We start from the raw sequence: 13,686 nt of genomic DNA, 5'->3' as shown, positions 1-13,686 counted from the left end.
GCGCAGACCGCCGCTCACGGGACCACGACCTTCGCGGCGATGCGATCCGCCCAGAGCAGCCCGCCCGCGACCAGACCGGTGCCCACGATCAGCAGGATTCCGCCGAGCCCACCGCCCAGCAGCGTGGACAGCGGTTGCGCACCGGTGGCCTGCCCGAGCGCGATGCCCAGGACCGGTAGTCCGGCCAGGACGGTGGCAGTGGCGCGGGGGCCGGCCATTCCGGCCCGCGTGCGTTCGACGAAGGCCTTGCGGGCCAACAGATCCGAGCGGACCGATCCCAGCAGATCGGCCAGCGGCAGCCCGTGGGTCTCCGAGGTCTGCCAGGCCACGGCGATACGCTGCCACGATTCGTCGTCGCCGTGCGTTGCCGCGGAGTCGATCAGGATGCCGCCGCCGAGCTCGGCGCGGCCGGCCAGCATCGACAGCGCTGCGGGCACCGAATCCGTCTGTCCGGTAACGCCTTCCCCGCCGGCACCGGCCATGGCCATCATCTCCGCCGCCGCGGCCGCACAGGCATGGGCGGGTGGTGCACCGACCGAGAGTTCGGCGATCATCAACGACAGCGCGGTCAACAGATCATCTCGTCGCGCGTCGACCTGCTCGGCGGTACGGCGTCGATGGGCCCGCCAGATGTGGACGCCCGCCACGATTCCCGCAGCGACCGCCGCCGCGATGCCACCGGCCAGCAGCGCACCGCAGATCCCGATCGGCACGACGAGCCGTCGGAGCACCCCGACTCCCCTGGCCTGCGGATTGCGCCCGCCCAAAGGGCGAAGACGATGGGCGGCACGCGGCGCACCCGACCACAGCACCGCGCAAGCCGCGGCACACAGGATCACTGTCATCGGGTCGCGACCATCTCGTCGAAAAGAGTTCGGTGCGAGGTGAATCCGGCACTGCGCAACCAGATCGGCACGACGGTGACCAGACCATCGGCACCGCGACGCAGGACACCGATCTCGGACAGTCCACGCGTCCCGTCGACGTTGCGGGCGACGCCGAAGACCACGTGGACGGCCGCGGCGAGCTGGCTGTGCAGGGCGTCGCGGCCCATCCCGCCCAAGGCGGCGAGCGCCTCCATCCGGGCGGGCACCTCGGCGGTCGAGTTGGCGTGCAGGGTGCCGCCGCTGCCGTCGTGTCCGGTGTTCAGGGCGGTCAGCAGATCGATCACCTCCGCACCCCGGACCTCGCCGAGAATGATCCGGTCGGGCCGCATCCGCAGCGCCTGGCGCACCAGCACCCGTACCGCAACCTCGCCCGCCCCTTCGACATTCGCCGTTCGCGCGACCAGTCGCACGACGTGCGGGTGGGTCGGCGTCAGTTCGAGCGCATCCTCGACGCACAGGACGCGTTCGGCGGCGCCCATCTGTCCGATCAGCGCACCGAGAAGCGTCGTCTTGCCCGACCCGGTGCCGCCGATGATCAGGAACGACAACCGGGCACCCAGCACCTCCCGCACGACCTCGGCCGCCTCTGCCGGAATCGCACCGGAGGCCACCATCGCATCGAAACCCATACCGGCACTGCGCAGCACGCGCAGCGACAAACAGGTGCCGTCGGCAGCCAACGGGGGGATCACCGCGTGCAGGCGGACCGTGTATCCCCGGCGTCCGACATTCGACAACTGCCCGTCGACCCACGGCTGGGCGTCGTCGAGTCGGCGTCCGGCACCCAACGCCAGCCGTCCGGCCAGCCTGCGAACCGCGGCGTCGTCGTCGAAGGTGATCCCCGAGAGTTCCAGTCCTGCACCCCGATCCACCCACACCCGGTGCGGCCCGACGACGAGGATGTCGGCGATCCCCGGCTCGGCCAGGAGTTCTTCGAGCCGGCCGGCGCCGGTCAACTCGGTCTGCAGATATCGCAGCGCGGCGAGGAGATCGGTGTCGCCGAGCACCCCACCGGCCTCGGCGCGGATCGCGTCGGCGATCACTGCCGCCGTCGGCTCCACCGCGTCGGCCGCCAACCGGGAACGCACCCGATCCAGCAGCGCCTCGTCGGTGTGTGCGCTCATCCGGTCCGCCCCGTCCCGAGCGCCCCGACACCGAGCGCCCCGACACCTTGGGCCCCGACACCACCGACACCGACGCCAAGGGCCCGGTACACCGCTCGTGCCGCGCGCCCCAACGGACTGCGCGCACCGATCCCCGGTCGTCCGCTCTCCAGCCGCGCCGGCAGTCGCGGGTCCGGTCGGTAGGCGGCGAGCAATCGCAGGTCGGCGGCCTCGGCGATCTGCGGGGCGCGCAGCCCGCCCGGCGAGGGACCACGCACGACGAGCGCGAGATCGGCGGCGTCGGCGAGCAACCGGTCGGCGATCTGGCGGGCGGCGGCACAGCCGACGACGGTCGGTGAGGTCACCAGGACGACGAGATCCACTGATTCGACCACGCCGCGAACGACGTCGGTGTCGGCGCGGGGCAGGTCGACGACCACCAGATCACCGTGCGAGCGCCCGGCGTCGATGGTGGCGAGCACCGCATCGGCGTGAACCGGGCGGGAATCGTCGCGACGGCCGGTGAGCACCGCGATCCGATCGTCGACCCGCGGCAGGGCGCGGTGCAGCGCAAGTCCGTTGACCGCACCGCCTTCGAGCGTCAGATCCGGCCATCGCAACCCCGGCCGATCCTCGATGCCGAGAATGAGGTCGAGACCGCCACCGAGGTCGTCCGCGTCGAGCAACAACACCTGCTCGCCGGCCTCACCCGCCGCCGTCGCCACGGCGGCGGCCAGCACCGACGCCCCGGCCCCACCGTGCGCACTCATCAGCGCGACTCCGCCACCGGTGGCCCGTCGTGGCGTACGCAACTCGGTCAGCGCGCGCACCAGATGCCCCTCGTCGGCCGGCAACAGGGCGGCGTCGCCGGCGCCGAGATCCATCGCCGAACGCCAGACGTCGGCGGGAGGCGCGGAGTCGGCAACCAGCAGCACCCCGGCTCGGCGCGGCACCGACGTCGAGGCCAATGCGCCCACCGCGGGCGGATCGACGACGACCGCACGAGACCGCAGCCACTCGGCGCGACAGGTCGCGGGATCACCGAGGATCAGCCGATAGCCTGCGGCCGCGGCGCACCTGGCGACGTCATCACGCAGATCGTCGTTGACGAGGGCGAGGAGGGCTTCGGTCATGAGCGCCATCGTGGCCGATTCCGGCGTCGTCGTTCTGTGTACGCGTGCGCGGAGGGTCTCGGCCTGTGGACGCAGAGAGTTCTGTGGAAGGGACCACGCGGGAAGGCACCACGCGCTTGGGAGGACGGCAACGGCGATAGGGGAATCGGCGAGCTGACTTGCTCCAGATAGAGGACAACCCCGGCCAGGGGGGGAGGAGGCCGGGGTCGTCGCGCTTCAGCCCCGGGGGGTCGGGCTGAAGGGCACCGGTCCGAAGACCGGGTACCCACGACTATACACGTTCGCACGACACTCGCAAACAACTCGCGAAACCCGGCACAACATCGTTGATTCGTCTCACTGCCTGCGGGTTTGTTGATCTGAACGAATGACACACAGCGGCAATCGCCGCCTCCTCGACCCGCATCGAGCGGGATAGCCGAACTCGACTTACAACATCGCGGAACTCCAGTACGATGCCCGAAATGAGCGATGAGCGCCCGCGGGTCCATCAGACGCCGCCGGTCGCCGCGTTCTTCGATCTCGACAAGACCGTCATCGCGAAATCGTCGGTCCTCGCCTTCAGTCGCCAGTTCTTCACCGAGGGCCTGCTCGACACCCGCACGCTGCTTCGTTCGGCCGTCACCCAGTTGAGCTTTGCCCGCTCGGCTGCCGACGCCGACCACGTCGAGCGGCTGCGCAGGCACATCACCACGATGTGTCAGGGCTGGGATGTCTCCGAGGTGAACCGGATCGTCGCGGAAACCATCGACGACGTCGTCCGGCCGCTCGTCTACAGCGGTGCGGTCGATCTCATCGACGCGCACCGGCAGAAGGGACATGCCATCGCCCTGGTATCGGCGTCGGGGCAGGAGATGGTCGAGCCGATCGGCGCCATGCTGGGCGTCGATCACGTGCGTGCCAGCCGGATGCACATCACCGACGGCCACTACACCGGCGACCTCGATTTCTATTGCTACGGGGAACAGAAGGCCGCGGCCATCCTGCAGATCGCGCAGGAGCACGGCTACGATCTCGACCTCTGCTACGCCTACTCGGATTCGGTGACCGATCTGCCGATGCTCGAGGTCGTCGGGCGGCCCACGGTGGTGAACCCCGACAAGCAATTACGCCGGCACGCCGAGGACAACGGCTGGCCGATCCTCGACTTCGACCGCGATCCGGACCCGTCGTTCGCCGGCGCGCCGGCGCTGGCCGCGGCGGTGGCCCTGGGGCTCGGCGCCGCGGTGGGATGCGGCGTCGGAATCCGTCTCACCAGGCCTCGACGCACCGCCGCGGCGAGCGTCAGCCTGCACCTCTGAAATGCCGTAAACCGTTGCACCAGTGCACCAGTCGTCGGTGACGTGAACGCCACCGAACATTGACACGCTTGAGTCTTGATGTGATCGCGATCACGGTGTACAAAGGTCATACGGAACCTCGGAAGGCAAAGTTCGCCCCGGAAGAGAAGGAGCGGACCCCCATTCCGAGCACTTCCCAGCACGAGCGGCAAGTACCCACGCGGAGCGCGCCGCATAAGGCACAAGTGTTGTGCGCCTGCGACATCGCGGCCATGTGAACGGCTACCCTCGAGGCAGCGCCCCGGCCCTCGGACAGCGCCGACGACATCATCTGATGGCGTCGTGATGGGACGAGATTGGCAGCGCCGGAACGGTATTCGGACAGATGACCGTGGTCAATCGCCGAGGCGGTACCCACAACCCACCAAGCACGCTTGGTAGCTTTCGTTCGTGCTATGCGGGCGGCGACCCGGTTTTCGAACCGGATCGCCGCCCGCAGTGTTGTGTGGACCCGGTGTTGTGTGAGCCCGGTGTTGTACCGCGCGGTCAGCCGGCCCGTGCGGCGTCGGCGATCGACTTCGCTTCTGCCGCACCGGCGGTGAGCGCCTCGCAACAGAACACGATCCACTCCCCCAGCGCTTCGGCACGGCCGGTGCCGAAGGCCTCCGCCAGTACGCGATAGTTGGCGACCCGCCGCAGCCATGTCACCTCGGGGACGCCGAGGTTGTGCGGATCAAGACCCGACGACGTACACACCAACCGCGACGCGGCGCGGGCGACGATCCCGTTGGCGGATCGAAAGGCGTTCAGGCTCAGCAATTCCCCGTGGACGACGGCCGCGAGGACCGGTGCGCCCACCCTGGTGCCGCCGGTGATCAACTGGCTGAGCAGATCCAGGCGGGTCGCGACGTCGGCATCGGCGCGCGGGCGGCCGAGTTCGTCGGGATCGTCGATGAGATCGGCGGCGGCGAGCATGTGCAATCGCGCGAAGGCCTGTGCGGGAGCACGCCGGAACACCGAGGTGAGGCTTTCCAGCGAATCACCGTCGAGTGCCTGGGCCACGCGCATGGCGCCGGCGAGGACCGGGTCGTCGAAGTCGCCGTCACGACGCAGTTCGACGCTACCGCCGTCGATGGCCGCCGATGACCGTCCGGCTCGCCAGGACGCCTCGGTGGCCGTCTTGTCCCAGCCGCGCAGGTTCGCCGGATGCCGATGCACCGCGCCCAGCGCATCGCGTGCGGCGTCGGCCGCGGCGGCCACCCCGGGCAGGTCGGCGAGCGGTGCGAGCGGGTCGGAGGTCATCCGAACACCATAATCCGCACCGCCGGAGCGACCCGCCCGGGCTGTCGCGTGAGCGAGGGTCGGCGATGGCGACCGTCAGGCCACGCCGCCCCCGAGGGGGATCGACCGGCCGGGGATCGCCTCAAGCAACGCTCGCGTGTACTCCTCGCGCGGCGCGGCGAATATCTGGTCGGCCGAACTGTGTTCGACGACGCGTCCCTTCTCCATCACCAGCACGTCGTCGGCGATCTGGCGGACCACCGCGAGGTCGTGGGTGATGAACAGATAGGTCAACCCCATCTCGTTCTGCAGGTGATCGAGCAGGGTCAGGATCTGATCCTGGACCAGCACGTCGAGCGCCGAGACCGCCTCGTCGCACACCACGACCTCCGGCTCGAGGGCCAACGCGCGCGCGATCGCCACGCGCTGGCGCTGCCCACCGGAGAGCTCGTTGGGGTAGCGATGCATCGCCGACTCCGGGAGTGCAACCCGATCGAGCAGTTCACGCACCCGCTTTTCCCGCGAGGCCTTGTCACCGATCTTGTGCACCCGCAACGGCTCCTCGATCACCCGGTAGATCGAGAACATCGGGTCGATGGAGCCGTACGGATTCTGGAACACCGGTTGGATACGACGCCGCAACGCCAGTGCCGACCGGCCGCGGACCGTCGAGACGTCGGTGCCGTCGAACTCGACACGACCCGACGTCGGCGCCAGCAGGCCGAGCACCATCTGCGCCACTGTCGACTTACCCGATCCGGACTCTCCGACGATCGCGGTGGTGGTGCCGCGCGGCACCGAGAATCCGACGTCGTCGACCGCGCGGAACGGGGTCGATTGCCACGGCACCTTGCCGCGCACCGGGAAGTCCTTCACCAGTTTGTCGGCGACGATGAGGGCATCGGAATCGGTTGTCGGCGCGCTGCTCTCGACGACTTCGGCCTCCGCATCCGGCCCGCCGGGGCGCGGTGTCGTCGTCGCCCGCATCCTGCGCCGGGCGGCCAACGAGGGTGCGGCCTGCACGAGCCGCCGGGTGTAGGCGTGCTGCGGATGCTGCAGGATCTCGGTGGCCGGACCCGATTCGACGACCCTGCCGCGATACATGACGACGATGTGGTCGGCGCGCTCGGCGGCCAATCCGAGGTCGTGCGTGATGAGCAGGACCGCGGTGCCGAGTTCGTCGGTGAGCCCGTCGAGGTGATCGAGGATCTGTCGTTGCACCGTCACATCGAGGGCCGAGGTGGGCTCATCGGCGACCAGGAGTTTCGGACGGCACGCCAGACCGATCGCGATGAGCGCGCGCTGGCGCATTCCCCCGGAGAACTCGTGGGGATACTGATTCATCCGGGATGCGGCGTCGGACATGCCTGCCTCTTCGAGGACCTCCGCGGCACGCTTCTTGGAGGCGGCACCCTTGGCGACCTTGTTGACCTCGATCGCCTCGCGAACCTGGAATCCCACCTTCCACAACGGGTTCAGGTTCGACATCGGGTCCTGTGGGACCAGACCGATTCCGGTGCCGCGCAAGTGGTCGATCTGCTTCTTCGACGCGGTCGTGAGATCCAGGCCGTCGAACATGATGGTACCGCCGGTGATCCGGCCCGTTCCGGGCAAAAGGTCGAGCACCGCGTTGGCGGTGGTGGTCTTGCCCGAGCCGGATTCGCCGACCACGGCGACGGTTTGGCCGGGATAGACGCGCAGATTCACCCCCGACACCGCGCGCGTCGGGTTCTTCGCGCTCCCGAAGGACACCTCGAGGTCCCGGATCTCCAACAGCGGGGCGACGGCGCCTGCGGTGGCGCCAGTCTCGGCGGTGGTGGGTTGTTCGGTCATCGTGTCCTCGATTTCGGGTCGAGCGAATCGCGCAGGGCATCACCCATGAGCATGAAGCTCAGAACCGTGAGGGCAAGTGCGCCTGCGGGATACAGCAGGATCGGATTGCCCGACCGCAGCAGACTCTGACCGGCGGCGATGTCGGTACCCCAGGAGACCGCCGTGGAGGGCAGCCCGATGCCGAGGTAGGACAACGTCGCCTCGGTCACGATGAACACACCGAGGGACACCGTACAGGTGACGATCACCGGGCCGAGTGCATTCGGCACCACGTGCGAGAACACGATGCGCCGCCGAGAGGCTCCCAGTGATGTCGCCGCAGTGATGAATTCGTTGTTCTTGATCGATATGGTCGCGCCGCGGGCGATGCGCGCGATCTGCGGCCAGCCGAAGACGGCGAGGATCGCCACCACCGTCCACACCGTCCGGTGGGTGAACATCTGCATGATCACGATCGCCGCCAGGATCAGCGGCAGCGCGAAAAAGACGTCGGTGACCCGCGACAGCAGCACGTCGAGCCACCCGCCGAGATATCCGGCGAGGACCCCGATCAGACCACCGACGACGAAGACCAGCAACGTGGTGCACACGCCGACGATCACCGAGTCGCGGGCCCCGAAGATGGTGCGTGCGTAAATGTCACAGCCCTGCAGGTCGGTGCCGAACCAATGCGACGAACTCGGCGGCAACAGGCTGTTGCCGCCCTGGCAGTAGCGCGGGTCCTGATGGGCGAACAGCGACGGGAACAGGCAGATCAGGATCACCAGGATGATCATGATGGAGGCGACGATGAAGGTCGGACTGGTCCGCAGCTGCAGCCAGGCGCCCTTCCAGAAACCGGCGGAGGCGCCGATGTCGCGGACCGGGTCGGCATCGAGGACCTCGACCTCGTCGTCAGGGGCGACGAAGCGGTGTTGGCCCGGCAACGGACGACCCGAAGGGTCGGGATCGCCGAGGGTTTCGGCGTCCGAGCGCAGGACCTCGGCCTCGGATTCGGGTGGGAAGAAACTGTCAGGCATAGCGGATCCTCGGATCGATCACGGCGTAGAGCAGGTCGACGACCAGGTTCGCCACGAGGTAGATGAGTACGAGCACGGTGACGATCGACACCACGGTGGGTGCCTCACCGAGACTCACACTGCGGAAGATGGTCTGACCGATCCCGTTGATGTTGAAGATGCCCTCGGTGACCACCGCACCGGCCATCAGGGCGCCGAGATCGACGCCGAGGAAGGTGATCACCGGGATCAGCGAGTTGCGCAGGATGTGCACGATCACCACCCGCGGACGGGAGGCACCCTTGGCCGTCGCGGTCCGCACGAAGTCGGCAGAAGAGTTCTCCGCCACCGAATTACGGGTTAATCGTAAGACGTAGGCGAAAGACGCCGACGCCAGAACGAAGGCCGGTAACCACAGGTGTGCGAGGTCGTCGTTGGCCCCGACGGTCACCGGTGCGATCCCCCACTTCACCCCGAAGAGGAACTGGGCGATGAAGCCGATCACGAAGATCGGGACCGCGATGACCACCAGGCTCGCGAACAGCACCGTGGCATCGAACCATCCGCCGCGGCGCAGACCGGCGATCACGCCGAACACGATGCCGAAGACGGCCTCGATGATCAGCGCGAAGATTGCGAGCCGGATGGTGACCGGAAAGGCCTGTGCCATCACGTCGGCAACGGGCCGTCCGGAGAAGGACAGGCCGAGGTTGCCGGTGAAGATCCCACTCAGATAGTGCCAATATTGTTGGAAGAAGCCGTCGTTGAGGTGATACTGCTCCCGGATCTGCTCGCGGACCGCGGGGGTCAGCGGTTTGCCGCCACCCATCGCCGCGGTCGGATCGCCCGGCAGGCTGAACACCATGAAGTAGAGCAGCAGCGTGGCCCCGAAGAAGACCGGGATCAGCTGAAGAACTCGTCGGATTGTGTACCAGAGCATGTCAATTCGTCTCTCGTGCGAAGCATCGACCCACCCGACGGGGTACCGGTCATCACCGTGCGGTGACGACCGGTACCCGCCGAGCGGGTGGGATGCCTCAGCCCTTGGTCAGGTTCGGGTAGTCGGGGAGGTTGTTCCAGGTGATGGTTCCCTTGACCCCCTGGGCCAGACCCAGTGTGGAGACGTAGTCGAACAGCGGGATCGCCGGCAGGTCCTGCAGCAGGATCTGCTGAGCGCCGTTGGCCGCTTTGTAGGCCGCGTCGTCGGTCGGCTGCGCGAGCGCGTTGTTGATCGCCGCGTCGAACTGCGGGTTGGAGTAGTCGCCGTCGTTGGAGCCGGCCCCGGTCACATAGAGCGGGTACAGGAACTCCAGCATCGACGGATAGTCACCCTGCCAGCCGGTGCGGAAGGCGGTCCTGATGGTGCGGGCGTTGACTTCCGAGCGCAGCTGCTTGAAGGTCGGCACCGACTCACCGTGGGCGTCGATACCCAGCGTGTTCTTGATGTCGTTGGAGGCCGCGTCGATCCACTCCTTGTGGCCGCCATCGTAATTGGAGGCGATCACGAAGCTGCCCGACCACGGGGCGATGGCGTTGGCCTGCGCCCACAACTGCTTGGCCTTGGCGGCGTTGTAGTCGAGCACGTCGGAGCCGGGGATGTTGGCGTCGTAGCCCGGCAACGACGACGAGGTGAAGTCGCGGGCCGGGGACCGAGTACCGGCGAAGATGTTCTGGGAGATCTGCGGACGGTTGATGGCCATCGAGATCGCCTGTCGCCGTAGGCGACCCTCCTCACCGGAGAAGTGCGGAAGCGTCTCCGGAATGGTCATCGTCAGGGTATAGGCGACGGGCTTGTTGACGACCTGTGACTCTCCGAGATCCTTCTTGTAGGTGCGCAACGCAGAGGTGGGGATGACCTCGAGCGCATCGAGATTGCCCGACTGCAGGTCGCTGTAGGCGGCGTCGGGATCCTGGTAGGCGACGAAGGTGATGCCCTTGTTCTTCGCCTTGTCGGGGCCGGGATAGTCCGGCTTGGCCTCGACGTCGATCTTCTGGTTGTGCTGCCAGTCGACGAACTTGTAGGGACCGTTGCCGATCGGCTTCTGACCGAAGGCGTTGATGTCCTTGAAGGCGACATCGGGCAGCGGCTTGAACGGGGTGAACCCGAGGCCGAGCTTGAAGTCGATGTTGGGCTGTTTGAGGGCCACGGTGAAGGTGTAGTCGTCGACGACCTTCAGTCCGGACATGGTTTTGGCCGTCGGCTTCTCCGCGGCGACCTGGTCATAGCCCTCGATGGGCTCGAAGAAGCTCTGCTGCTTCTGGGCGTTGGGCGTGTAGGCACCGAAGTTCCAGGCGTCGACGAAGTTGTGCGCCTTCACCTCGGTACCGTCGTCGAACTTCCACCCCTTCTTGATGGTGATGGTGTAGTTCTTGTTGTCGGTGGTCTCCAGCTTGTCGACCATCGCCGGGCGCGGATTGCCTTGTGCGTCATAGGCATACAGGCCGGTGAAGAGTGCGTCGACGACGCGGCCGCCGATGTTCTCGTTGGTCGTGGTGGTGATCAGACCGGTTTCGGGCTCACCGCCGTACACCCGGATGTAACCGTTGGAGTCGTCCGTCGAACTCCCGCATGCGGATAGGACGCCGGCGGCCACCACGGCCGCACCCAACGCCACCCAGATCTTCCTCAGTTTCACTCGCTATCGCCCTCCGAGGCACGCCGGTGGTAACCGGCACTATTCGACGCCGGAAGGCGCTGTACTACACCTCCGGCCGGACTTCTGCATTGCACGCGCAGCATCGTGGACCGTGCGTGGACGTGGACGTACCCGACCCTGACGGGATCGTGGCCGGAAGCTGTCAACAACCTGACCGGGAGGTAACCATACCCACGAGTCATCGGGCCGTCTCGGCGAACGGCCATTTTTCTTCGCACTGCAAACAGACACTCCGACAAAGCGCGCAGAGCCGACGACGGGACACACCGACCCCCACGAACCGACCGCTCGACGACGAGCGCGCACCTTTCGTCGCCCCGCCACCTGCAACGGGCATCCAACGTGACTACCCTCACAATAAGGATCTCGTGGCAGCCGGCTCACGTGCGGCTGCCACGCGCGATGTTGTTGCCGACCAGTGAAAGGCCAGCTCAGATGACCACTTCCGCTTCCGACACCACTCCCGGTTACCCGCCGTCGGAGGAGTTCGCGGCGCAGGCCAACGGCACCGCCGAACTGTACGACCGCGCCGAGGCCGATCGTCTGGAGTTCTGGGCGGAGCAGGCGCGCCGGCTGGAATGGGACACCGATTTCGGGGAAGTCCTCGACTGGTCGGACGCCCCGTTCGCCAAGTGGTTCGTCGGCGGCAAGCTCAATGTCTCGGTCAACTGCGTCGACCGCCATGTCGCCGCCGGCAAGGGCGATCGCGTCGCGATCCACTGGGTCGGCGAGCCCGGTGATCACCGCGACATCACCTATAGCCAGCTCAAGGACGAGGTCAGCCGCGCCGCGAACTACTTCACCGCGATCGGATTGACCGCCGGAGACCGCGTCGCGATCTACATGCCGATGGTCCCCGAGGCACTGATCTCCATGCTCGCCTGCGCGCGACTGGGCCTGACCCACTCGGTCGTGTTCGCCGGATTCTCCTCGGGCGCACTGCGTTCCCGCGTCGACGACGCCCAGGCCAAACTCGTCATCACCACCGACGGCCAGTACCGCCGCGGCAAGCCGGCACCGCTGAAGACCGCCGTCGACGAGGCCCTCGGCACCGGCGCGGACGCCGCGGAGTCGGTCGAGAAGGTCCTCGTGGTGCGCCGCACCAACCATGACGAGAACCTGCCGTGGGTCGACGGCCGCGACGTCTGGTGGGAGGACACCGTCGCCGAGCAGTCCCCCGAACACACCCCGGAGGCCTTCGACGCCGAACACCCGCTGTTTCTGCTCTACACCTCGGGCACCACCGGCAAGCCCAAGGGCATCGTGCACTCCTCGGGCGGCTACCTCACCCAGGCGTCCTACACCTTCCACTACGTCTTCGACCATAAGGAAGGCCGCGACGTCTTCTGGTGCGGCGCCGACATCGGCTGGGTGACTGGACACTCGTACCTGGTGTACGGCCCGCTGTCCAACGGCGCGACCGAGGTCGTCTACGAGGGCACCCCGAACTCCCCCAACGAGCACCGTCACTTCGAGATCATCGAAAAGTACGGCGTCACCATCTATTACATTGCGCCAACACTGATCCGCACCTTCATGAAGTGGGGACGGGAGATCCCCGACGCCCACGATCTGAGCTCGGTGCGACTGCTCGGCAGCGTCGGCGAACCGATCAACCCCGAGGCGTGGAAGTGGTACCGCGAGGTCATCGGCGGCAACTCCGCGCCCATCGTCGACACCTGGTGGCAGACCGAGACCGGCGCGATCATGATCAGCCCGCTGCCCGGGGTGACCGTCACCAAACCCGGCTCGGCGATGGCACCGCTGCCCGGTATCTCGGCCACCATCGTCGACGACGACGCCAAACCGGTCGGCGCGGGCGAGCAGGGCTACCTCGTCCTCGACAAGCCGTGGCCGTCGATGCTGCGCGGGATCTGGGGCGACGACGACCGCTACCGCGAGACCTACTGGTCCCGCTTCGCCGAACACGGCTGGTACTTCGCCGGTGACGGCGCTCGCTACGACGAGGACCACGCCCTGTGGGTGCTCGGCCGCGTCGACGACGTCATGAACGTCTCCGGCCACCGGATCTCCACCGCCGAGGTCGAATCCGCCCTCGTCGGGCACTCCGGCGTCGCCGAAGCCGCGGTCATCGGCGCCGCCGACGAGACCACCGGCCAGGGCATCGTCGCCTTCGTCATCCTGCGCGAGGGCATCGAGAACACCGGCGACGAGCTGATCGCCGAACTGCGCCAACAGGTGTCGGTGGAGATCTCCCCGATCGCCAAACCCCGCGAGATCAACGTCGTGCCCGAACTCCCCAAGACACGCTCGGGCAAGATCATGCGCCGCCTGCTCAAGGACGTCGCCGAGGGACGCGAACTCGGCGACACCTCCACCCTCGTCGACCCGTCCGTCTTCGAGGCGATCCGCGCGAAGAAGTCCTGATCGGGCCGGAGCCCGCCAGCGGCGAGAAGCGCTGCACGGCCCGCGAGATGCGCCACCGGGTGCCCCAACCCGGTGGCGCATCTCGTGTGTCGGCACCTGCCCGTCGGTCGGTGACGAGGCCGCGCC

At 67.4% G+C, this 13,686-nt stretch carries 10 protein-coding genes; 2 read left to right on the top strand and 8 right to left on the bottom strand.

Annotated elements, in window-relative coordinates; all coding sequences use genetic code 11:
* Positions 1-14: 14 nt before the first annotated feature.
* Genes J6U32_RS06310 through ssd form a run of 3 tightly spaced genes read right to left on the bottom strand, consistent with a single transcriptional unit; the run spans position 15 to position 3,123 of the window.
* Positions 15-845 carry a type II secretion system F family protein gene (locus J6U32_RS06310; protein ID WP_208794021.1) on the bottom strand — a complete coding sequence of 277 codons (831 nt, stop codon included), beginning with the start codon at positions 843-845 and terminating at the stop codon, positions 15-17.
* On the bottom strand, positions 842-2,011 hold the full coding sequence (locus J6U32_RS06305; protein ID WP_208794020.1) for a TadA family conjugal transfer-associated ATPase: 1,170 nt from the start codon (positions 2,009-2,011) through the stop codon (positions 842-844). Before J6U32_RS06305 ends, J6U32_RS06310 begins: the two co-directional genes overlap by 4 nt.
* Complete coding sequence (gene ssd, locus J6U32_RS06300; RefSeq protein ID WP_208794019.1) at positions 2,008-3,123, bottom strand: septum site-determining protein Ssd; 1,116 nt, start codon at positions 3,121-3,123, stop codon at positions 2,008-2,010. The genes J6U32_RS06305 and ssd overlap by 4 nt, the downstream gene beginning before the upstream one ends.
* Before the next feature lie 464 nt (positions 3,124-3,587).
* Here ssd and J6U32_RS06295 point away from each other — a divergent pair, with 464 nt between their 5' ends.
* Positions 3,588-4,424, top strand: coding sequence for an HAD family hydrolase (locus J6U32_RS06295; RefSeq protein WP_208794018.1), 837 nt, complete (start codon positions 3,588-3,590; stop codon positions 4,422-4,424).
* Positions 4,425-4,949: 525 nt separating this feature from the next.
* On the opposite strand, the gene J6U32_RS06290 is transcribed toward J6U32_RS06295, so the two are convergent.
* The 5 genes from J6U32_RS06290 to J6U32_RS06270 form a co-directional block, all read right to left on the bottom strand.
* Positions 4,950-5,705, bottom strand: coding sequence for an oxidoreductase (locus J6U32_RS06290; RefSeq protein WP_208794017.1), 756 nt, complete (start codon positions 5,703-5,705; stop codon positions 4,950-4,952).
* Positions 5,706-5,780: 75 nt separating this feature from the next.
* A complete protein-coding gene (locus J6U32_RS06285; protein ID WP_208794016.1) occupies positions 5,781-7,517 on the bottom strand; it encodes a dipeptide ABC transporter ATP-binding protein in 1,737 nt (578 codons plus the stop codon).
* Positions 7,514-8,536: an ABC transporter permease gene (locus tag J6U32_RS06280; RefSeq protein WP_208794015.1), complete on the bottom strand. Its 1,023-nt coding sequence runs from the start codon at positions 8,534-8,536 to the stop codon at positions 7,514-7,516. The genes J6U32_RS06285 and J6U32_RS06280 overlap by 4 nt, the downstream gene beginning before the upstream one ends.
* Positions 8,529-9,455 (bottom strand): ABC transporter permease, encoded by a 927-nt coding sequence (locus tag J6U32_RS06275; protein WP_208794014.1) that lies wholly within the window; start codon positions 9,453-9,455, stop codon positions 8,529-8,531. The genes J6U32_RS06280 and J6U32_RS06275 overlap by 8 nt, the downstream gene beginning before the upstream one ends.
* A gap of 97 nt (positions 9,456-9,552) precedes the next feature.
* Positions 9,553-11,151, bottom strand: a complete 1,599-nt coding sequence (locus tag J6U32_RS06270) for a peptide ABC transporter substrate-binding protein (protein ID WP_208794013.1) — start codon at positions 11,149-11,151, stop codon at positions 9,553-9,555.
* Between the two features lie 456 nt (positions 11,152-11,607).
* Between J6U32_RS06270 and acs the strand changes: the two genes are divergently transcribed.
* Complete coding sequence (gene acs / locus J6U32_RS06265; protein ID WP_208794012.1) at positions 11,608-13,560, top strand: acetate--CoA ligase; 1,953 nt, start codon at positions 11,608-11,610, stop codon at positions 13,558-13,560.
* The last annotated feature ends 126 nt before the right edge of the window (positions 13,561-13,686 follow it).

The sequence above is a fragment of the Gordonia polyisoprenivorans genome, assembly GCF_017654315.1.
GTDB classification, from domain to species: domain Bacteria; phylum Actinomycetota; class Actinomycetes; order Mycobacteriales; family Mycobacteriaceae; genus Gordonia; species Gordonia polyisoprenivorans_A.
Note: the sequence above shows the minus strand (reverse complement) of the source record. Positions and strands in the feature narration are given on the sequence as shown.